Source organism: Pelomonas aquatica, from assembly GCF_026712205.1.
Classification (GTDB): Bacteria; Pseudomonadota; Gammaproteobacteria; order Burkholderiales; family Burkholderiaceae_C; genus Pelomonas; species Pelomonas aquatica.
The window spans coordinates 54,405-74,719 of the sequence record NZ_JAPPUW010000018.1; the positions used below are offsets into that span (position 1 = coordinate 54,405).

At 72.8% G+C, this 20,315-nt stretch carries 22 protein-coding genes; 7 read left to right on the plus strand and 15 right to left on the minus strand.

The features are described 5' to 3' along the window. Positions 1-33 precede the first annotated feature (33 nt). Both NYP07_RS18075 and NYP07_RS18080 read left to right on the plus strand, forming a co-directional pair. The gene (locus NYP07_RS18075; RefSeq protein ID WP_268152944.1) at positions 34-1,116 is read left to right on the plus strand and encodes an alkene reductase; all 1,083 of its coding nucleotides are present in this window, start codon (positions 34-36) and stop codon (positions 1,114-1,116) included. A 4-nt stretch (positions 1,117-1,120) separates the two neighbouring features. Then, a complete protein-coding gene (locus NYP07_RS18080) occupies positions 1,121-2,323 on the plus strand; it encodes a hypothetical protein (RefSeq protein WP_268152946.1) in 1,203 nt (400 codons plus the stop codon). Here NYP07_RS18080 and NYP07_RS18085 read toward each other — a convergent pair. Further along, entirely contained in the window at positions 2,283-3,443 is a 1,161-nt protein-coding gene (locus NYP07_RS18085) for a hypothetical protein (RefSeq protein WP_268152948.1), read from the minus strand. The genes NYP07_RS18080 and NYP07_RS18085 overlap by 41 nt on opposite strands. Beyond that, positions 3,440-4,006: an MOSC domain-containing protein gene (locus NYP07_RS18090; RefSeq protein ID WP_268152950.1), complete on the minus strand. Its 567-nt coding sequence runs from the start codon at positions 4,004-4,006 to the stop codon at positions 3,440-3,442. Before NYP07_RS18090 ends, NYP07_RS18085 begins: the two co-directional genes overlap by 4 nt. A 368-nt stretch (positions 4,007-4,374) precedes the next feature. Here NYP07_RS18090 and NYP07_RS18095 point away from each other — a divergent pair, with 368 nt between their 5' ends. From NYP07_RS18095 to NYP07_RS18105, 3 genes are read left to right on the plus strand one after another with little or no spacing between them, the layout of a single operon-like run. Continuing rightward, positions 4,375-5,625: a cation:proton antiporter gene (locus NYP07_RS18095; protein ID WP_268152952.1), complete on the plus strand. Its 1,251-nt coding sequence runs from the start codon at positions 4,375-4,377 to the stop codon at positions 5,623-5,625. Then, positions 5,622-6,746 (plus strand): YbdK family carboxylate-amine ligase, encoded by a 1,125-nt coding sequence (locus tag NYP07_RS18100; RefSeq protein ID WP_268152954.1) that lies wholly within the window; start codon positions 5,622-5,624, stop codon positions 6,744-6,746. Before NYP07_RS18095 ends, NYP07_RS18100 begins: the two co-directional genes overlap by 4 nt. 49 nt (positions 6,747-6,795) lie before the next feature. Continuing rightward, positions 6,796-7,713 carry a hypothetical protein gene (locus NYP07_RS18105; protein ID WP_268152956.1) on the plus strand — a complete coding sequence of 306 codons (918 nt, stop codon included), beginning with the start codon at positions 6,796-6,798 and terminating at the stop codon, positions 7,711-7,713. 4 nt (positions 7,714-7,717) lie between these two features. Here the strand turns inward: NYP07_RS18105 and NYP07_RS18110 are convergent, their stop codons facing one another. The 3 genes from NYP07_RS18110 to moaA all read right to left on the minus strand — a co-directional run bounded on the left by NYP07_RS18110 (position 7,718) and on the right by moaA (position 10,820). Beyond that, positions 7,718-8,395: a Crp/Fnr family transcriptional regulator gene (locus tag NYP07_RS18110; RefSeq protein ID WP_268152958.1), complete on the minus strand. Its 678-nt coding sequence runs from the start codon at positions 8,393-8,395 to the stop codon at positions 7,718-7,720. Between the two features lie 4 nt (positions 8,396-8,399). After that, positions 8,400-9,647, minus strand: coding sequence for an NnrS family protein (locus NYP07_RS18115; protein ID WP_268152960.1), 1,248 nt, complete (start codon positions 9,645-9,647; stop codon positions 8,400-8,402). 117 nt (positions 9,648-9,764) lie between these two features. Further along, a complete protein-coding gene (moaA, locus tag NYP07_RS18120) occupies positions 9,765-10,820 on the minus strand; it encodes a GTP 3',8-cyclase MoaA (RefSeq protein WP_268152962.1) in 1,056 nt (351 codons plus the stop codon). 141 nt (positions 10,821-10,961) lie between these two features. Between moaA and NYP07_RS18125 the strand changes: the two genes are divergently transcribed. Next, positions 10,962-11,354: a ribonucleotide reductase subunit alpha gene (locus NYP07_RS18125; RefSeq protein ID WP_268152964.1), complete on the plus strand. Its 393-nt coding sequence runs from the start codon at positions 10,962-10,964 to the stop codon at positions 11,352-11,354. Positions 11,355-11,521: 167 nt separating this feature from the next. Continuing rightward, entirely contained in the window at positions 11,522-11,908 is a 387-nt protein-coding gene (locus tag NYP07_RS18130; protein ID WP_268152966.1) for a putative zinc-binding protein, read from the plus strand. Here the strand turns inward: NYP07_RS18130 and NYP07_RS18135 are convergent. From NYP07_RS18135 to narJ, 10 genes are all read right to left on the minus strand, one after another. After that, entirely contained in the window at positions 11,880-12,653 is a 774-nt protein-coding gene (locus NYP07_RS18135; RefSeq protein ID WP_268152968.1) for an anaerobic ribonucleoside-triphosphate reductase activating protein, read from the minus strand. The genes NYP07_RS18130 and NYP07_RS18135 overlap by 29 nt on opposite strands. Before the next feature lie 38 nt (positions 12,654-12,691). Then, positions 12,692-12,880: an anaerobic ribonucleoside-triphosphate reductase gene (nrdD, locus tag NYP07_RS18140; RefSeq protein WP_268152970.1), complete on the minus strand. Its 189-nt coding sequence runs from the start codon at positions 12,878-12,880 to the stop codon at positions 12,692-12,694. A 10-nt stretch (positions 12,881-12,890) separates the two neighbouring features. Continuing rightward, positions 12,891-14,900 carry a ribonucleoside triphosphate reductase gene (locus NYP07_RS18145; RefSeq protein WP_268152972.1) on the minus strand — a complete coding sequence of 670 codons (2,010 nt, stop codon included), beginning with the start codon at positions 14,898-14,900 and terminating at the stop codon, positions 12,891-12,893. A gap of 91 nt (positions 14,901-14,991) precedes the next feature. Beyond that, complete coding sequence (ubiT, locus tag NYP07_RS18150; protein WP_268152974.1) at positions 14,992-15,402, minus strand: ubiquinone anaerobic biosynthesis accessory factor UbiT; 411 nt, start codon at positions 15,400-15,402, stop codon at positions 14,992-14,994. Continuing rightward, the gene (locus NYP07_RS18155) at positions 15,399-16,295 is read right to left on the minus strand and encodes a U32 family peptidase (protein ID WP_268152976.1); all 897 of its coding nucleotides are present in this window, start codon (positions 16,293-16,295) and stop codon (positions 15,399-15,401) included. The genes ubiT and NYP07_RS18155 overlap by 4 nt, the downstream gene beginning before the upstream one ends. Before the next feature lie 133 nt (positions 16,296-16,428). Next, a complete protein-coding gene (gene ubiU / locus NYP07_RS18160; RefSeq protein ID WP_268152978.1) occupies positions 16,429-17,469 on the minus strand; it encodes a ubiquinone anaerobic biosynthesis protein UbiU in 1,041 nt (346 codons plus the stop codon). A 171-nt stretch (positions 17,470-17,640) separates the two neighbouring features. After that, positions 17,641-17,937 (minus strand): DUF2249 domain-containing protein, encoded by a 297-nt coding sequence (locus NYP07_RS18165; RefSeq protein ID WP_268152979.1) that lies wholly within the window; start codon positions 17,935-17,937, stop codon positions 17,641-17,643. A gap of 122 nt (positions 17,938-18,059) precedes the next feature. After that, on the minus strand, positions 18,060-18,812 hold the full coding sequence (locus tag NYP07_RS18170) for a peptidylprolyl isomerase (protein WP_268152981.1): 753 nt from the start codon (positions 18,810-18,812) through the stop codon (positions 18,060-18,062). 115 nt (positions 18,813-18,927) lie between these two features. Beyond that, a complete protein-coding gene (narI, locus tag NYP07_RS18175) occupies positions 18,928-19,623 on the minus strand; it encodes a respiratory nitrate reductase subunit gamma (RefSeq protein ID WP_268152983.1) in 696 nt (231 codons plus the stop codon). Beyond that, entirely contained in the window at positions 19,620-20,312 is a 693-nt protein-coding gene (gene narJ, locus NYP07_RS18180) for a nitrate reductase molybdenum cofactor assembly chaperone (protein WP_268152985.1), read from the minus strand. The genes narI and narJ overlap by 4 nt, the downstream gene beginning before the upstream one ends. Positions 20,313-20,315: the final 3 nt, after the last annotated feature.

Below are 20,315 nucleotides of genomic sequence, written 5' to 3' on the forward strand. Positions count from 1 at the left end.
TGCGGCCATTCGTTTCATCCCCATTTCCCTGCGATGACCACCCTCTTCGACCCCATCCGCTTCGGCGACATCCCGCTGGCCAACCGCGTCGTCATGGCGCCGCTGACGCGCAACCGCGCGACGCAGCAGACGCCGCAGGCCCTCCACGTCGAGTATTACCGCCAGCGCGCCGGCGCCGGCCTCATCATCACGGAGGCGACCCAGATCCGCCCCGACGGCCAGGGCTATTTCGACACGCCCGGCATCCACACGCCCGAGCAGGTGGCCGCCTGGAAGCAGGTGACCGACGCGGTGCATTCCGAGGGCGGCAGGATCGTCGTGCAGCTCTGGCATGTGGGCCGCATCTCGGTGAACAGCCTGCAGCCGGGCGGTCAGGCGCCGGTATCGTCAACCCACCGCGCAGCCAAGACGCGCACCTACGCCGCCCATGGCGAGCTGGTGCCGACCGACGCGCCGCGCGCGCTGGCCACGCATGAGCTGCCGCAGCTGATCGCCGACTATGTGCAGGCCGCGAAGAACGCGATGGCCGCCGGCTTCGACGGCGTCGAGGTGCACGCCGCCAACGGCTATCTGCTCGACCAGTTCCTGCGCGACAGCGCCAACGACCGCAGCGACGAATACGGCGGCTCCATCGAGAACCGCGCGCGGCTGCTGGTCGAGGTGATGACGGCCGTGGCCCACGCCATCGGCGCGGGCCGCACGGCGCTACGCCTGAGCCCGGTGACGCCCAGCAACGACATCGGCCAGGACAGCGACCCGCAGGCCCTCTTCAACCACGTCGCCGAGCAGCTCGCGCCGCTGAAGCTGGCCTTCCTGGAGGTCGTCGAGGGCGCCACCGGCGGCCCGCGCGACCACGCGCCCTTCGACTACGCCGCGCTGCGCCGCCGCTTTGCCGGCCCCTACATCGCCAACAACGGCTACGACCGCGCGATGGCCCTGGACGCCGTGGCCGGCGGCCGTGCCGACGCGGTGGCCATCGGCCGGCCCTTCATCGGCAACCCCGACCTCGTCGAGCGCATCCGCCACGACCTGCCCTGGGCCGTGCCGCAGAAGGAGAGCTTCTACGGCGGCGGCGCCGAGGGCTATACCGACTACCCGGCGCTCAAGCGGGCCTGAGCCCATGAACCGGGGCCTGCCGCTCCTCGCGCTCGCGGCGGTACTCGCCGGGCCGGCCATCGCCGCCGAGCCCGTCGCCGTGCTCTTCGTCGGCAACAGCTACACCTTCGGTCGCGCTGACCCGGTGATGGGCTACAACGCCGCCGCCGTGCACGACCTGACGGCCGGCTTCAACGCCGCAAACCCGGCCGGCACCAACAGCCACCCGGCCGGCACGCCGGGCGCCGGCAGCTTCGAGCCCCATCCCTGGGGCGGCGTGCCCGGCATCGTCAAGAAGATGGCCGACGAGGCCGGCCTGGCCTGGGACGTATCGCTGTCCACGCGCAACGCGGCCTCGCTGCGCGGCCATTTCCTGCAGGCCTACAACGCCGACTGGCCGCTGCGCGCCAATGTCGCGAGCCGGCGCTGGGACAGCGTCGTGCTGCAGGAGCAGAGCGACGCGGCCCTGCCTGCCGGCCGCAGCCACAACGCCAACCTGGCCGCCTTCGATGCCTTTGCGGACCGCTTCGAGCGCTTCATCCACGACGGCGCCGCACAACGCTTCACGGAGGCGGAGCTGTTCGGCGGCCTCGCGGCCTGCGTGGCCACGGGCCTGCCCGAGGCCGCCTGCAACGCGCCGCACGACATCGCGGCCAACCCCAATGCCAGCGCCGCCACCCGCGTCTGGCTGGAGCAGACCTGGGCGCGGCCCGACCTCGTCGAGGCCCATGCTGCTACGCGGCCTGACCTCGACAGCCCCGATGGCCGCCCCGTCGGCACCGGTCAGGCGGCGCCGACCTACTACGCCAGCCTGGCCGCGATGACGGCCGACCTGCACGCCGCCTTCCAGGCCCGGGCCGCCGCCAACCCCGGCTTTGCCGGCGTGGTGCCGGTGGGCGACGCCTTCCAGCGTGCGGTGGGCCAGGGGCTGGCGCGCGGCCACGGCTTCTATGGCAGGGCCGACGCGACCGGCGCCATCGACCTGTGGTGGCTGGACCGCACGCACGCCAGCAGATACGGCTCCTACCTGGCCGCGCTGACGCTGTTCGGCCGCCTCAGCGGCCGCGACCCGCTGACGCTGGGCAGCGGCGAGCAGGCCGCCGCCGACCTCGGCATCGATGCGGCGACGGCGCGCGCGCTGCAGCGCGTGGCCAGCGAGCAACTGGGTTTTGTCCCGGCCGCGGCGCTCAGCCCTGGAACGCGCCCGGGTTCCGCGCCGACCCGCTGAGCGCCTGGCTGCCGTGCGGGTGGCGGTACTCGCGCGTCGGCATCAGCTTCAGGCCGCCGCCCTCGCCGGCATCCGCCGCCTGGCCGCGCAGCGCCGAACCGGGCTTGAGCCGGTAGTCGTCGCGCGCCGCGCGCACGAACTCGTCCCAGTCGGCGCTGAAGTTGGCGCGCCGCGTCCAATGCCCCTCGGCCGCCAGCTTAGGGGCGCCGACGAGCAGGTTGTTGGCCAGCACCACCTCGGCCTCGCGCGGCGCCACGCGCAGCCAGATGCCGCCGCTGGGCAACTGGTCCACCAGCGTGTTGTTGACGAGGTAGAGGGCCTGCTTCGGCCAGGAGGCGCCCTCGACGCCGAAGGAGATGACGTGCGGGTTCTCCGTCGTCGAGCTCTGCACGATGAGGTTGCCCATGACGACGGCGACGCCGCCGTTCGGGAACTCCAGCTCGTAGCTCGCGCGCCCGCCGATCTCGTCGGACAGGCGGTTGTAGAGGATGTGGTTCAGCGCCGCGCGGCTCTTCAGCAGGTGGCCGTGCAGGCCGTGGTGGAAATAGCTGCCCGTGACGGCCAGGCGCTTGATGGCACCGACATAGAGGTTATGCGTCTTGCCCTCGCGCGGCAGGATGGTGCCGAAATCGCAGTCGACGATGTCGAGCTCGATGTCGTCGCCGCTGGCCGTCAGCAGGCCGTTCTCGTTGTCGCGGAAGCCGCAGTCCACCAGCGTCAGCGAGCCGGCCTCCAGCCGGATGCCGGCGCCGTTGCGGTCCGGCACGGTGGCGCCGCTGAAGTCCAGGCCCTCGATGCGCATGCGCCGGCCCGTCGTCACGAACAGGCCCTTGCCCTGGGCGTGGGCGCCGGCCGCGACCAGCCGCGCGCGGCCGCCGACGGCGCGCAGCGTCAGCTCGTTCTGCGTCCACGTGGCGGCGTCGCCGACATAGTCGCCCGCGTCGATCTCGACCAGCATGCCGTCGCGGGCCTGGCGCGCCGCCGCGGCCAGCGACTTGACGGCGCGGCGCGGGCCGACCTGCAGCACCGGCGCCGCGCGGGCCGGCGCCAGCGCCGGCGCCAGGCCGGCCATCAGCAGCGTGCGCCGGCGCAGCGGCGGGCAGGCCTCGGGCCACATCATGCGATCCTGCGCATCTTGGCCTTGAACAGCTCGACGATGCCGACCTCGCGCGGCCCCGGCAGCAGCTCGAAGCCCTCGCCCGCGGCGATGCTGCCCTCGCGCCGTACGGCCAGGTAGAAGCCGCACCAGCCGCTCTGCGCCATCAGCTTGGCCGCCTGGTTGAAGCCCATGTGGGCGTTGAACTTGAAGCAGGGGTAGCGCGGCTCGGACACGACCAGCTCGCAGCCCGCAAAGCGCAGCACGTCGCCGATCCAGACCCGGCTCTCCGGCAGGCCGGCCAGCGTCAGGTTCTCGCCGCAATCGCCGGGCTGCAGCGCGCCCGCCACCTTGGCCTGGCCGCGCACCGTGCGCCAGAACTCGTAGTGCTCCTGCGGGTAGGCATAGACGGCCTTGGACAGGCCGCCGTGCACGCTGGGGTCGGCCTGCTCGTCGCCCTCCAGGCCCAGCAGGCCCACGGCGACCGGCCCGCCGCGGGCGCGTTTGCGGATGGCCGAGTCCACGGCCTGGCCATCGGTCGCGGTGAAGTGTTCGACGCGGGCGGTGTTGACGCTGATGAGCTGCATGGCGCGCATTGTCCCGGAGGTCGGCTAGGAGCCTGCGCGGCCGAGCGTGGGACCCGCGCCGGGGCGATTTGCGGGGCCAGGCAAGGCGCCGGCGAGGCGTGGGTCGGGACCCACAACGAGCCGGCAACGCCGCATGGCCCCGCAAATCGCCCCGGCCCTTCGGGTTGGGCCTGGCTGGGGCGCATGCCGCGTTGCTCGTCGTTGCGGGCGCGAGCCCGCGGCCTCCTCGCGCCTTGCCTGCGCCCCAGCCAGGCCCAACGCGGGTGCCACGCTCGGCCGCGCAGGCTCCCAGGGCATTTCGGCGCCTTGGCCTACAGGCCCATCTGTAAGCAAGCGTTAGCCTCGGGACCCGATCCGAAAGGAGACGCATGACTGCACTCGACAGTGGCGCCAGGGTCTGGGCCAGCCTGGCCGTCGCGCCCTCCGGCGAGCTGATCTTCGTCGTCGCCGTGCTGCTGGCCGGTGCGCTGGCCGGCGAGTTCATCGCGGCGACGACGCGGCTGCCGCGCGTCGTCGGCTACACGCTGGCCGGCTGCGTGGCCGCGGCCTTCGGGCATGGCGTGACGATGCCGCTGAACGGCGCGGCCCAGGTCGTCTGCGACCTCGCGCTGGGCCTGCTGCTGTTCGAGATCGGCTGCCGCGTGCGCCTGCGCTGGCTGCGGCGCAACCCCGGCCTGGCCGCCACCAGCCTGGCCGAGGCCCTGCTCAGCGCCATAGCCGTCGCGCTGGTGCTGCGCCTGCTCGACGTCGGCTGGCAGACGGCCGTGGCCTGCGCCATCCTGGCCATGCCGGCGCCGGCCGCCGTGTCGGGACGCGTCGCGCTGGAGCTGGGCGCCGAGGGCCAGGTCACGCAGCGCGCCACGCTGCTGACGGCGCTGAACACGCTCTATGCCGTCGTCGCCCTGACGCTGATGCGCACCTGGTGGGCGGCCGACGACGGCGGCAGCCTGTCGCAGGCGCTGATGGGCCTGACCGGCTCGCTGCTGACGACGCTGGCCCTGGCCGCGCTGCTGGCCGTGGCCGTCCACCTCGTCGGACGGCGGCTGGACCTGCGCAACGAGAGCGCCGTGCTGCTGCTGTTCGGCCTGGTCGCCTTCGCCATCGTCGCCGCGCGCGCCGTGGGCGTGTCGACCCTGCTGATGCCGCTGCTGGCCGGCCTGCTGCTGCGCAATTCCAGCGAGCGGCCCTGGGTCTGGCCGCGCCACTTCGGCACCTCGGGCGGCGCGCTGGTGCTGATGCTCTGCGTCATCGTCGGCTCGGCCTGGACGCCGCAGATCCTGTTCGCCGGCGGCTTCGCGGCGCTGGCCCTGATGGCGGCGCGCTTCGTCGCCAAGACCGTCGCCATCGTCGCGCTGGCGTCCTGGGCCAAGGCCAGCTGGCGCCAGGGCCTGGCGCTGTCGATCACGATGACGCCGCTGTCGGCCACGGCCCTGGTCATGCTCAGCGAGCTGCTGCGCGCCGAGCCCAGCCTGGCGGCGGGCGTCGTGCCCATCATCCTGACCAGCATCGCCGTGCTGGAGCTGGCCGGCCCCATCGCCGTGCAGCTGGCGCTGCGCCTGGCCGGCGAGCTGCCGCCCGCGGCACAGGCCGCCCCGCACCACAAGGAGGGCCGCCGATGAGCCTCGGGAGCTTCGCGCCATCGCAGCCGCTGACGCTGGGCGTCGAGCTGGAGCTGCAGATCGTCAACAACGACGACTACGACCTCGCGCCCGTCTCGGGCGACCTGCTGCGGCTGATGCAAAAGCGCAGCATCCCCGGCGACGTGAAGCCCGAGATCACCAGCAGCATGATCGAGCTGTCCACCGGCGTCTGCGCGGGCTACGGCCAGGCGCTGTCGGAGCTGGGCCAGATCCGCGACGCGCTGGTGGACTGCGCTCAAGCGCTGGACGTGAGCCTGTGCGGCGGCGGCACCCACCCCTTCCAGCACTGGACGCGCCGGCGCATCTTCGAGACGCCGCGCTTCCACGAGCTGTCGTCGCTGTACGGCTATCTGTCCAAGCAGTTCACGGTGTTCGGCCAGCATGTGCACATCGGCTGCCCCGGCGCCGACGCGGCCCTGGTGCTGCTGCACGGCATGAGCCGCTTCATCCCGCATCTGATCGCGCTCGCCGCGTCGTCGCCCTTCGTGCAGGGCGAGGACACGGGCTTCGACTCGGCGCGGCTGAACTCGGTGTTCGCCTTCCCGCTGTCGGGCCGCGCGCCCTTCGTGCAGACCTGGGACGACTTCGGCGCCTTCTTCACGAAGATGACGCGCACCGGCGTCGTCTCGGGCATGAAGGACTTCTACTGGGACATCCGCCCCAAGCCCGAGTTCGGCACCATCGAGGTCCGCGTGCTGGACACGCCGCTGACCATCGAGAAGGCCGCGGCCCTGGCCGGCTTCATCCAGTGCCTGGCGCGCTGGCTGACGGTGGAGAAGCCGTTCAAGCTCAGCGAGGACGACTACCTGCCCTACACCTTCAACCGCTTCCAGGCCTGCCGCTTCGGGCTGGACGGCACCTTCGTCGACCCCGAGACCGGCGAGCACCGCGTGCTGCGCGACGACCTCAGCGCCGTGCTCGCGCGGCTGGACAGCCATGCCGGCGACCTGCGCGCCGAGGCCGCGCTGCAGGCCCTGCGCCGCGAGATCAACGGCAGCGGCAACGACGCCGCCTGGCTGCGCGGCATCGAGAGCCAGGATCGCCTGCTGCCCGAGGTCGTGCGCCGCGCGGCGGCGCGCTGGCACGGCGATCAACCTTGAAGCAGATCAAGGACGGTTTCGATCGCCGCACCGAGTATTCGGGCTCACCATGCCCTACTCGTCGCCTCATGCCAGCTGCTGCGCCAGCCTGCGCCAGACCCTGCTGCAGGGCTGGCAGCAGAGCTTCCCGCTGCACGCGTCGCCGTTCCGGCAGATGGCGGCGCGCAGCGGTGCGACGCCGCGCGAGCTGCTCGGCGTCTGCCAGGAGCTGCACCGCAACGGCACGCTGCAGGCCATCCAGCCCTGCTGGGGCGACGGGCTGCGCCGCGAGCGCTGGCGCTTCGCCTTCGAGCCCGCGGCCGGCGCCGCGGCGCTGGCGGCCCTGCCCGGCTGCTTCCGCGTCGAGCGCTGCGAGCCCCAGGCCGGCATGCCCCTGCTGTGGGCCGAGATCGAGGCGCTGGACGACGCCGCGCTGGCCCGCCAGCTGCAGCGCCTGCCGGCCGCGCCCGTGGCCCGGCTGCGGCTGACGGCGCCACCACCCGAAACCAGCCTGCCCTGCGACGACCCGCGCCTCGCGGAGCGCCTCGAGGAAGGCCTGCTGCTGTGCTCGCGGCCCTTTGCCGAATGCTCGCGCGAACTCGGCTGCAGCGAGCACCGGCTGCTGGCCAAGCTGCAGTCCTGGCGGCGCGGCCACCAGCTGGCCGGCCTGGCCCTGAAGCCGGCGCCGACGCGCGTGCCCCAGCCCGGCCTGCTGGCGCTGTGGCGGCACGCCGAGCCGCCGGCCGCCAGCCTCGCCGGCCTGCAGGCGCACAGCAATGTGGACCGCCTCGTCGGCGCGCCCGCGTCGCCGGCCTGGCCCTGGCGGCTGAGCCTGGTGCTGCGCGCCGCGCCGCAGCTGGCGCCGGACCTGCTGCGCGAACTCGTCGCCGAGGCCGGCCTGCCCGCGCCCGACCACTGCGCCCGCCTGCAGATCGACCAGCCGCGCGACCAGGCCCTGCTGTTCCGCACCGAGGTCGTGGCGAGCTGACCCCTCAGTCGTGCGGGTAGGCCGCCAGCCGCTCGACCGACGCGATGCGGATGCGGCGCCCCTCCACGGCGATGAGGCCGCCCTCCTCCAGCTCGCGCAGCACGCGCGAGAAATACTCCGGCGTCAGCGACAGCCGCGAGGCCAGCGTGGCCTTGCTGACCGGCAGCTCGACGGCGCAGGCGCCCGGGCCGGCCGCGTCGCGCAGCAGATAGCCGATGACGCGCTGCACGCCGGACTGCAGCGCATAGGCCTGCACGTCGGCCACCAGGCCGTGCAGGCGCCGGCTCAGGCCGGCCAGCATGCGCAGCGCCAGGCGCTGGTCGGCCGCCATCGCTTCGAGCACGGCCTCGCGCGGCAGCACCAGCAGCTGGGTGTCGCCCAGGGCCTGCGCATGCACCGGGCTGGGCCGGCCGAGGAACATCAGCGCTTCGGCGAAGCTCTGGCCCGCGGCGACCAGCTCGACGACCTTCTCGTTGCCATTGGCCGCCAGCACGAAGAGCTTCACCGGCGGGCCGAGGTTCACGAAGAAGGCCCCGCAGGCATCGCCGGCGCGCAGCGCGAACGCGCCCTTGGGCAGCGCCTGCAGCCGCGCGGCCGCGGCCAGCGGCTGTAGCGATTCCGGGCCGACCTCGCTGAACAGCGGCAGCCTTTGCAGCCAGTGCTGGGCCAGTTGGACATCCATGGCTTCAGCCCGCCCGGCCGTCGGCGCGCGGCAATCCCAGCCACCGGCCCTGGCGCCAGGCCCAGGCCGTGGCCACGCCGGCCCAGGCCGCGGCCGCCGCCAGCAGCGCGGCACCGCCGCCCAGGCCCGGCGCGGCCGCCAGGCGCAGCAGCACGCCGAGCTGCAGCAGGCGGTAGAGGCGCCAGCCGGCGCGGTCGATGGCCAGCGGCCGGCCGCTGTGCGCCGCGGCCACGCGCGTGGCCATCGCGACCAGCGTGCAGCCCAGATAGCCCAGCGTCAGCGCATGCAGAGGCGCCGTCCCCAGGCCCGCCCGCCCCACGGCCTGCAGCCCCAGCGAGAGCGCCTGCAGCGCCAGCGCCACGCCCAGCCAGCCGAAGCCGCCGCGCAGCATGCGCAGCAGCCGCCCCGCGTCGCCGGCAGGCGGCCGCCAGCGCAGCGCCAATGCCAGCAGCGCGAGCGCGGCCAGGGCCAGCAGCGCGGCCAGCGGCCAGCGGGGCAGCCCGGGCACCCGGGCCAGGCCCATCAGGGCCGGGCCGGCAAGCAGCAACAGCAGCTGCGCGCGCTCGCCCAGGGCTTCGAGCCGCGGCAGCGCCGTGGCGGCGAACAGCGGGATCATGCGGTGCCAGGCCACGGTGAAGACGGGCAGCACGAAGGCCCACAGGCCCAGCTGCGCCGCGGCGCGCAGCTGCGGCACATCGCCCCGGGCCAGCGCGCGGCAGGCCAGCAGCATCGCGGCCACGCCGATCGCGCCGGCCGCCAGCAGCCAGCGGGCGTGCAGGCGGTCCGGCGCCCGGCTGGCGCGCAGCAGGGCCGCGAAGCGCAGGAGCAGCCGCAGCCAGCCGACCGCAACAAGCGCCATGCCCAGGGCCGCCAGCAGCGCCGCCGCATGCACGCCGGCCAGCACGGTCGCCCAGCCGGCGCCGAACTGCAGCAGCGGCGCCAGCAGCGTGCGCGCCGCCACGGCCGGCAGGGCCAGCCAGCGCGGCCCCGCGGTGAACAAAAAGCCCGCCATGAAGGCCGGCATGAAGCCCAGCGTGAACAGCAGGCCATGGGCCGGCGCGGGCGGCACGGCCCAGCCCGGGTCCAGCCCCAGCGCCATGGCCGCGAGCACGGCCAGCCACCACAGCGCCAGCAGGCCCATCAGCGCGGCGCCGACGGCAAAGCCCAGCCGGTGCGGCGCGCCGAGCAGGCGCCGCGGGCTCCAGTTCTCAGAGCTTGAGAGCTTTTCGGCCGTGTCCGAAAGGCGCGTCAAAACGCCCCCGATCTAGGCGCAAAGCACAGCCATAGCTCGGCTATGGCGAGCATTTGCAACGACGAGCGGGGGCGTTTTGGCGTGCAAGGCGGGCATGGCCGAAAAACTCTCAAGCTCTTAGCCGCCCAGCACATGCATGTCGGCACGCTCGGGCCGCAGCGGCCGCAGCTGCTCGCGCTGCTCGGAATAGGCATCGGTGCGCCGGGCCCAGATCGCCGCGAGCTGCTCGCGCAGCTGGGCCTCGCCGCCCTGGGCGCCGCGCAGCAGCGGGCGCAGGTCGTGGCCCTGGGCCGCGAACAGGCAGGTGAAGAGGCGGCCGTCGGCCGTCAGCCGCGCGCGCGTGCAGTCGCCGCAGAAGGCGCGGCTGACGCTGCTGATGAAGCCGATCTCGCCCGCGCCGTCGGCATAGCACCAGCGCTGCGCCGTCTCGCCGCCGCGCGTGGCCGGCAGCGGCTGCAGCGGCCAGCGCGCGGCGATGCGCGCGCGCAGTTCGTCGCTGGGCAGCACCTCGTCGAGCTTCCAGCCGTTGTGGCGGCCAGCGTCCATGAATTCGATGAAGCGCAGCACCATGCCGCTGCCCCTGAAGTGCGCGGCCAGCGGCAGCGCCTCGCCGTCGTTGACGCCACGGCGCACGACCATATTGACCTTGATGCGCTCGAAGCCGGCGCTGCAGGCCGCCTCCAGCCCGCGCAGCACCTCGGAGACCGGGAAGCCGACGTCGTTCATGCGCCGGAACACGGCGTCGTCGAGCGCGTCCAGGCTGACCGTGAGCCGGCCCAGGCCAGCGTCGCGCAGTTCGCGCGCCTGGCCCGCGAGCAGGCTGCCATTGGTCGTCAGCGCGAGGTCGGGCGGCGTGCCGTCCAGCGTGCGCAGCGCGGCCAACTGGCGGACCAGCTGCGGCAGGTCGCGGCGCAGCAGCGGCTCGCCGCCGGTCAGGCGCAGCGTGCGCACGCCCAGGGCCAGGGCCTCGCGGGCGACCTGGGCGATCTCCTCGAAGTTCAGCAACTGGGCCTGGGGCTGGAAGCGGTGGCCGGGGCCGAAGCGGCTGCGCGGCATGCAGTAGCCGCAGCGGAAGTTGCAGCGGTCGGTCAGCGAGATGCGCAGGTCGCGCCAGGGGCGCTGGCGGCGGTCAAGCAGCGCGCCGTCGGCGCTCATCCAGTGCACGGGTTCCATGCGCCGATTCTTTGGCGCCGCCCGGCGCCAGCCCATCCCGCCGTGGCAGGAGCCGGGCCCGTGGCGCCTAGTTCTTCCGGCGGACCCCGCCCTCCTCCGTCGGAGGCGCCACGCCGGGCCGCATCGGCTCAGACTGGGGCCATGAACATCGAACACTTCGACGACCTGCTGGCCATGGCCCGCGCGCAGCGCGAGCCGCAACGGCTGCTGATGGTCTTCACCACGGCCGAGTGCGAGGCCGACGCGACGCCCGAGCAGCGCGCCGCCCATGCAGCGGGTTCGGGCGGCGTGCTGCGCCCGCTGATGTGCGTGGACAAGGACCCGGCCGAACTGGCCGACTTCGCGGCCCTGTCCGCCGAGGCCCGCGAGGCCGGCCCGGCCTGGCAGCTGCTGTTCACCGCCGCGCTGGCCGGCCGCACCACCGCGAGCGAGATCCAGCGCATGCTGGATCTGCTGGTCAAGCGCGTCGAGGCCGGCGAATTCGGCGGGCTGCTGCCCTTCAATCCGGCAGGCGAGGCGGTCTTCATCGGGTGAACCAGCCCCTCGCCCATGCTCGCGTCGCTGAACGCGAGCGAGTCTGGTCGATCCCCCGCGGGGATGGCGATGCTTGCGGCATTGAGCCGCAAGCACATCGCCAGACGGGCCGGCTTGGGAGCGGCCCGGCGCTCGGCCCGAATACGCGGTTTCACGGATAGAACGACATGCCGAGCGAACTGCCGCTGGTCTACGCCTGCTCCGGCTGCTCCAGCGCGGCCCAGCTGGCCAACCACCTGGCCGTGAGGCTGGATCGGGGTGGCGACGCCGAGATGTCCTGCATCGCCGGCGTGGGCGGTGGCGTGAAGGCGCTGGTGCGCACGGCCCAGCGCGCGGCCGAGAGCGGCCGGCCCATCCTGGCCATCGACGGCTGCCCGCTGGCCTGCGCGCGCGCCTGCCTGGCCCGCGTGGGCGTGACGGCCAGCACCGAGCTGCGCCTGCACGAGCAGGGCGTGCGCAAGGTCCAGCACGGCGACTTCGACCCGGCCCAGGCCGAGGCCCTGCTCGCGCATTGCCGCGCGCTGCTCAACCCCTCAACAGCAGGTCGGGCCTGATCTCCCGCGCCTCGGCCAGCAGGGCCTGCGAGGGCCAGCCAATCGGGGCGCGCAAGGCGCCCGAAGCATCCGGCAGCCGCGCGAGCTGCAGCACATGGCGAGGCACGTCGGCCAGCTCGCGCACGAGGCGCAGCAGGTCGGCATCGCCGAACCATTGCGGATGCAAGGTGCTGCGGCACTCGAAGTCCACGCCACTGGCCTGCAGCAGGGCCAGCGATTCGCGCACCGCGCGCTGGCTGCCGCGCCGGCCCGTGATGCGGTCGTGCAGCGCCGCGTCGCCGGGCGCGGCCTTGATGTCCAGCCCCACCCATTCGAGCCGCGGCAGCAGCGCGACCAGGCGCCGCGGCGCGAGGCCGGCGGTGTGCAGGCCCACGGCATAGCCGAGGCCGCGCAGCTCGTCGATGGCGGCCGGCAGGGCCGGGTCCAGCGTCGGCTCGCCGCCACTGAAGACGACGCCGTCCAGCCGGCCCACGCGCTGCTCCAGCCAGTCGCGCAGCGCCGGCCAGCGCGCGCCGCGGCCGGGGCCGCGGGCCTGCAGGCCGGGGTTGTGGCAGTAGCCGCAGCGCCAGGGGCAGCCCTGCAGGAAGACGACCGCGGCCAGGCGGCCGGGGAAGTCGACGCTGCTGAAAGGCTGCAGGCCGGCGACGGCCAGGGCGCCGCTCAGCGCTTCACTCGGGCCGAGCGCCGGGCCGCTCCCAAGCCGGCCCGCTTGGGCGATGTGCTTGCGGCTCGATGCCGCAAGCATCGCCGTCCCCGCGGGGGACCGGCCAGGCTCGCCCGCGTTCAGCGGGGCGCGCATGGGCGAGGGGTCTCCTCAAAATGCACGCGCTCGGCAAACTCGCCCTGCTTGCCAATATTGAAACTGGCCACAGGGCGGTGATAGCCCATCACGCGGGTCCAGACCTCGCAACGCTGGCGTTCCTCTTCGCACAGCGTGATGGCCTGTTCCTGGGTTTCGATGACAGCGTTCATTGGGTCTCCTTCAGGCGGGTTGGGGTTGGGATTCGCGCTGCTTGCGGGCGAGGCGTTCCTCGTCGCACTTGGGGCAGAACTCGTGATGGCCGCTCAGATAGCCGTGAGTCGGGCAGATCGAGAAGGTCGGCGTCACGGTGACATAGGGCAGGCGGTGGTGGCTGAGCGCGCGCCTGACCAGCTCGCGGCAGGCGGCGGCGGAGCTGATGCGTTCGCTCATATAGAGGTGCAGCACCGTGCCGCCGGTGTATTTGCGCTGCAGCTCCTCCTGGCGCTCCAGCGCCTCGAAGGGGTCGTCGGTGAAGCCGACCGGCAGCTGCGAGCTGTTCGTGTAGTAGGGGTTGGCGTCGCTGCCGGCCTGCAGGATGGCGGGCCAGCGGCGTCGGTCTTCCTTGGCGAAGCGGTAGGTCGTGCCCTCGGCCGGCGTGGCCTCGAGGTTGTAGAGGTGGCCGGTCTGCTCCTGGAACTCGACCATGCGCGCGCGCACATGGTCCAGCAGGCGCACGGCCAGCGCATGGCCCTCCGGCGCGGTGATGTCGTGCGCGCCGCGCGTGAAGTTGCGCACCAACTCGTTGATGCCGTTCACGCCCAGCGTCGAGAAGTGGTTGCGCAGCGTGCGCAGATAGCGCCGCGTGTAGGGGAAGAGGCCCTGGTCGATGAGGCGCTGGATCAGCTTGCGCTTGAGCTCCAGGCTGTCGCGGCCGAGTTCGAGCAGCGTGTCCAGCCGCGACAGCAGCCCGGCCTCGTCGCCGGCATGCAGATAGCCCAGGCGCGCGCAGTTGACCGTGACGACGCCGACCGAGCCGGTCTGCTCGGCCGAGCCGAACAGGCCGTTGCCGCGCTTGAGCAGCTCGCGCAGGTCCAGCTGCAGGCGGCAGCACATGGAGCGCACCATCTGCGGCTCCAGGTCGGAGTTCAGGAAGTTTTGGAAATAGGGCAGGCCGTAGCGCGCCGTCATCTCGAACAGCGCCTCGGCGTTGGGGTGGGCCCAGTCGAAATCCTTGGTGATGTTGTAGGTCGGGATGGGGAAGGTGAAGACGCGGCCCTTGGCGTCGCCGGCCGTCATCACATCGATGTAGGCGCGGTTGATGAGGTCCATCTCGGCCTGCAGCTCGCCGTAGCAGAAGGGCTGTTCCTCGCCGGCGATGACGGGCACCTGCTCGGCGAGGTCGGCCGGGCAGGTCCAGTCGAAGGTCAGGTTGGTGAAGGGCGTCTGCGTGCCCCAGCGCGACGGCACGTTGAGGTTGTAGATCAGCTCCTGCAGGCATTGGCGCACCTGCGCGTAGCCGAGGCCGTCCTTGCGGACATAGGGCGCCAGATAGGTGTCGAAGCTGGAGAAGGCCTGGGCGCCGGCCCATTCGTTCTGCAGCGTGCCGAGGAAGTTGACGATCTGGCCGACGGCGCTGGACAGGTGCCTGGGCGGCCCGGCCTCGACCTTGCCCGGCACGCCGTTCAGCCCTTCGTGCAGCAGCGTGCGCAGGCTCCAGCCGGCGCAGTAGCCGCTGAGCATGTCGAGGTCGTGGATGTGGAGGTCGGCCTCGCGGTGGGCGTCGCCGACCTCGGGCGGGTAGACATGGTCCAGCCAGTAGTTGGCGACGACCTTGCCCGACACGTTCAGGATCAGCCCGCCCAGGCTCCAGCCCTGGTTGGCATTGGCGTTGATGCGCCAGTCGCGCTGCTGCAGGTATTCGTCCATCGTGGCCTGCACGTCCACCAGCGTCTGGCGCGCGTCGCGCAGGCGGCGGTGCTGCTCGCGGTAGACGGTGTAGGCGCGCAGCGTGCGGCGCCAGCCGGCGCCGAACAGCGTCGCCTCGACGGCGTCCTGGATCTGCTCGATGCCGGGCAGCGTGCGCGCGACCAGCTCGGGCAGCACGCCGTTCTCGGTCAGCCAGCGGGCCTCGTCCTCGCCGAACTCCGCACTGGCGCGGCCGGCGGCGGCCAGGGCTTGGACGATCTTGCCCGCGTCGAAGGCCTGGAGGCGGCCATCGCGTTTCAGCACCTGCTGGGGATAGAGGCTCATGCGCTACCTATGGTGTTTGCAGCGCCACAGCGGCACTACATCTAGCGGCGCCGAGTGTGGTCAGCGCGGGCGGCAGCGTCCTTGAACCAGGTCAAGAAACCCACAGCGGCCCGATGGCGTCCAGCGTGTTCTTCAGGATCAGGCCGTATTCGGTGTCGCCCTCCATGACGAGGGCGCCGTCGAAGAACAGCCGGTCGGCATCGTCCTGGCCGCGCAGCAGCCGCCACAGCGCATCGGCGCGGGCGCGCAGGCGCAGATGCGGCTTGCCGCCCTCGCCGGCGGCGCGAAAGCCGCCTTCGCCCAGCGCCAGGCGCACGCGGGCGCCGAGTTCCTGCAGCTCGATCTCGACCGTCCGGCCCTGCAGGGCCTGGCGCTGCGACGCGTCCAGGCGCGGCAGCAGCAGGCGGTCCAGCGCCAGGGCCAGCAGCGTGGACGGCGGGCGGCTGGGCAGGCGGGCGACGCGCTCGCGCCACTGCGGCGGAAGGCTTGGCAGTGTGCTCATGCGACCTCCGCAAGGCCGGGCTGGCGGCGCGCGAAGCCGTCCACGAGACGGCCGGGCAAGGGGAGCGCGCGCAGCTCGGCCAACGCCTCGCCGGCATCGGCGCCGCGCGCGAACACCGCGTCGAACAGTTCGACGACACGCCCGAAATGCGCGCCGCAAGGCGACAGCCGCAGCAGGCTCACGCCGGCCTCGCGCAGCGCCTCGCCCTGGCCCAGCAGGCATTGCAGGGCGGCGCTCTGCGTCTGGATGCCGTTGAGCGCGAGGAAGTCCTCGCCCTCCCCGGTCTTCAGCAGCAGGCCGTCGGCATCGTCGCGGCAGCGGAACTGGCAGTCGTCCTTCTGCAGCCGGTGGTGGCGGGCCGTGAAGCAGCGCGCCGAGAAGGCCAGCGGCAGGCGGCCGAAGCCCCAGGCCTCGGTCGCGATGGCCGAGGCCTGCGGGTTGATGCGCCCCAGCGCGTCCAGCGACAGCTCGACCGGCGCGACCCAGCGGTCGGCGCCCAGCGCCGCGTGCTCGGCCAGCGCCGCGGCGTTGTAGATGTTGAGATGCGGGCCCAGCGTCAGCGGCCGGCGGCCCAGGCGCGACAGCAGCTGCAGCGCTGCCGCGTCGCCGGCCTCGACGGGGAACTCGTCCTGCTCGCAGATGCGGCGCAGCGTGCGCAGCTCGGCCTCGCTCATGACGAGGGCCATGGTCGCCAGCCGCACCTCCTTGCCGGCGGCACGCAGCTCGCGGGCGATGGCCAGCCAGTCCTCGAACCTGATCTCGTTGCGCCGCGAGCAGACCAGCTCGCCGAGCACGATGCTGCGCACCGGCGCATCGGCCATCTCGGCATAGAAGTTCAGCAGCGCCTCGCGCGGCCACCAGTACAGCAAAGGGCCGACAGAAAGACCCATCATCGATTTTCTCCTTGGGAGTTCATGCGCCCGGCGCAAGCCGGGGCGCTCCATCAAGCGGCCGCCGTGGAACCGGCTCTGCCGGGCCACTGGCGGCGCCCCCTGGGGGGAGGCGCGCAGCGCCTCGGGGGGGGTCTTATCTCCAAGGTCTGTCGTAAGCCCCCAGGGTGTGCTGCTGGCCCTCGGCCCAGCGCGCCAGTTGGCCGTCCCAGGCCGGCTGCACGCTGTAGCGGCCGCGGCCCTCGTGGGCGGCCCAGGCGCTGTCGATGGCGCTGCGCCAGACCTTGGTGACCTCGGCCACATAGGCGGGGCTGCGCTGGCGGCCCTCGATCTTGATGGCGTCCACGCCGGCGGCGATCAGCTGCGGCAGCAGGGCCAGCGTGTTGAGGCTGGTGGGTTCCTCCAGCGCATAGTCGCGCGCCAGCGCGCCGACCTCGAAGCGGCCCTTGCACAGCGTCGGGTAGCCGCGCGGTTCGCCGGGGCGGTAGTGGTCGATCAGCACGCCACCCAGGCGGGCGCGCACGCCATCGGCGGCCTCGTCCCAGCGCACGGCGGCGGGCGGCGAGCAGACGCCGGCTGTGTTGGGCGACTGGCCCGTGGCATAGCTGGACAGCGCGCAGCGTCCCTCCACCATCACGCACAGGCTGCCAAAGCCGAACACCTCGACCGGCACGGGGCAGTGCTTCATCAACTGCTGCACCTGCTGCAGCGTCAGCACGCGCGGCAGCACGGCACGCTCGATGCCGTAACGCTCGCGGTAGAACGCTATGGCCTCCCAGTTCGTCGCCGAAGCCTGCACGGACAGGTGCAGGCGCAGCTGCGGGTGGCGGCGGTGCGCATCGGCCAGCACGGCGCTGTCGGCCACGATGAGGGCATCGGCGCCGAGCTCGGCGGCATGGTCGACGGCGCGCTGCCAGGGCGTGGCGTCTCGCGCATCGGCGAAGGTGTTCAGCGCCATCAGCACCTTGCGGCCCTTGCGATGGGCCAGCGCGACGCCTTCGCGCACCTGGGCGGCGTCGAAGTTCAGGCCGGCGAAGTTGCGCGCATTGGTCGCGTCCTTCAGGCCGAGGTAGACGGCGTCGGCACCGGCCTCGATGGCGAGCTGCAACGCGCGCAGCGAGCCGGCGGGGCAGACGAGATCGGGCTTGCGCGGCGACGGGGAGGAGTCAGCGGACATCTCAGAGGTCTTGCAGTTCTGGGCTTTGCGGGCCGAGCGCCGGGCCGCTCCCAAGCCGGCCCGCGCTGGCGATGTGCTCGCGGCTCGATGCCGCGAGCATCGCCGTCCCCTCGGGGGACCGGCTGGGAACGCCCGCGTACAGCGGGGCGGGGCCGGACGAGGGGCGCTGTTTCAGGAGCAGCCGCCACCACCGCCGCAGCCGCAGCCGCCTTGCGGCATCGGCGCCGAAGCCTCGCCGGGTGCGGCGCGGCCGATGCGGATGCGCCAGTAGCCCGGGTCGGCCTGCACCACCTGCCAGTTGAAGGCCTGCGGGCGGTAGGCGTGGAACTGCATCAGCAGGCCGCGCGGCTCGTGGTCGTTGACCAGCTCGAAGGCCTCGCCGTCGGCGAGCGCGTCGAAGCACTGGAAGGCGAGCTGGTGGCGCTGCGCGGGCGCGAGCGGGCGGAGGTCGTGGAGGGCGTTGTTCATGGGTCGTCAGCCTAGGGCTGGCGGCCCCGTCGCGCCTTGAACCAGTTCAAGACAGCGGCACGCCGCTGGCGTCGTCGCCGTCGCCGAAGCGGTGGGGGCCGGTGCCGGCATGGCCTGGGCCACTACTGGACGAGGGGCGACGTGGCCTGCTGGAGTTCGACGCCCTGCAGCCGCGCATCGCCGGCCAGCGTCTGCAGATACTGGCGCAACGCGCTGATCTGGTGCTGCTGGCGCATCTGCTGGGCCACGGCCTCGCGCACCTGCTCGAAGGGCGGCAGCCGGCCGGGTTCGCGCGCGTCGATGGCGGCGATGTGCAGGCCGAAGCGGCTGTGCAGCAGTTGCGGCAGCACGCCGATCTCGCTGCGGCCGAACAGCTCCTTGGCGAACTCGGGCGCGCAGTCTTCCGTCCTCAGCCAGCCCAGGCGGCCGCCGTCGGCGCCGCTCGGGCAGTTGGACAGGGATTGGGCGGCCTCGGTGAAGGCCGCCGTCTCGCTGGCGCGCAGCGCGATCAAGTGGCCCTCGGCATGCTGGCGCAGCCGGTCCACGTCCACGCCGGGCGTGACGGCGAACAGGATGTGGCGCACCTGCACGCGCTCGCCCCGCGCGAACTGGCGCGCATGCGCCTCGTAGTGGCGGCGGCAGGCGGCCTCGTCGGGCTCGGGGCCGGCCAGCTCCTGCAGGAGCAGCGCCTCGATGGCTTCGCTGGCCGCCTCGCTGACGGCGCCTTCGCGCGGCACGGGGTCGTCCTCGGCCAGCAGGCCAAGGCCGATGGCGCGCTGGCGCAGCAACTCGGTGCAGGCGCGCTGGCGCAGCGCCTCATCGTCCAGCGCCTCGTCGGCGGTGGCGATCAAAACATCATTCACGGATGCAGCCATTGGGCATCTCCTTACGCGTTGCACGTACCGACCGCGCGGCCGCCGCGGAACCGGCTTTGCCGGGCCGCCAGCGGCGCCCCCTTGAGGGGGCCGGCGAAGCCGGTAGGGGGTGGGGTCACTTCGGGAGATTCAGGCGGCGCGAGCGCACGACCTGGTAGGGCCTGAAGACGTAGAACACCGACGCCAGCCCGCTCCAGACGTGCACGAGGCGGCTGAAAGGGAAGAGCAGGAAGATGGTCATGCCCAGCACCATGTGGACCTTGTAGGGCCAGGCCAGGTGCACGAGGCCGCTCGCGTCGGGGTTGAAGCTGACGATGCGCTGCGCCCAGTCGGACAGCACCAGCATGACCGAGCCGTCGGCATGCGACAGCGAGAAGGGCAGCGTGATCAGGCCCAGGCTGAGCTGCGCCCACAGGATCCACAGGATGGCCAGGTCGGTGCGGTGGCTGGTCAGGCGGATGCGCGGGTCGGTCATGCGGCGCCAGATCAGCATGCTCAGGCCGATGAAGCAGAACGTCCCGGCCACGCCGCCGGCGACGATGGCCAGCATCTGCTTAGTTGAAGCGCTGATGAAGTGCTCGTACAGCGCGTGCGGCGTCAGCATGCCGACCGTGTGGCCCACCATCAGGAACAGGATGCCGGCATGGAAGAGGTTGCTGGCCCATTTCATGCCGCGCCCGCGCAGCATCTGCGAGCTGTCGCTCTTCCAGGTGTACTGGTCGCGGTCGAAGCGGGCCAGGCTGCCCATCAGGAAGACAGCCAGGCAGATGTAGGGGTAGACGACGAACAGGAAGTTATGCAGGGCGTTCATGCCTGGGCTCCCGGCTGGTGGGCGCTTTGCTTGCGCACGATGTGGATGGGTTGCGGCTGCTCGGGGCGGGACTGGCCGGCGCTGGAGCAGCCACCGAAGGCCTCGGGCTCGGCCCAGGCCTCGTCGAGCCCGGGCTCGGGCGCAATGTCGACCGGCTCGGCGCGTTCGCCGGCCAGTTCGAGCACGGCGGCCAGCACACTGGCGTAGGGGCTCTGGCGGCGCTGCAGCGCGCTGAAGATGGCGCGGGCGATGTGGGCCGTCTCGCCGAGGAAGCTGCGCGCCTCGCGGGCGGGCTGGGTGCTGGCGAACTCCAGCACGACGGCGAGGTGGTCGGGCAGTTCGCCGGGCGCCAGGTAGAGGCCGGCGCGCTCATAGGTCTGCTGCAGGTCGACCATGGCCGGGCCGCGGTCGCGCGAGTCGCCGTGGATGTGCTCGAACAGGTGCAGGGCCGTGCCGCGGCCGCGGTCGAAGAGGTCGACGAAGTCGGCCTCGACCGCGAAGGCATCGGCCTGCTGCAGGCGCTGCAGCAGCGCGCAGAGCTCGTCGATGCGGGCCGCGGGAAGCGCGGCCTCGCGCTTCAGCGCCTGCTGCATCTCGGGCACGGCGGCGCGGAAGGCGGCATCGGGGTAGCGCAGCAGCGCGGCGAGCACGCGCAGGCTGTAGGGGGCGGGGGTGGGCGTGTTGAACATGGC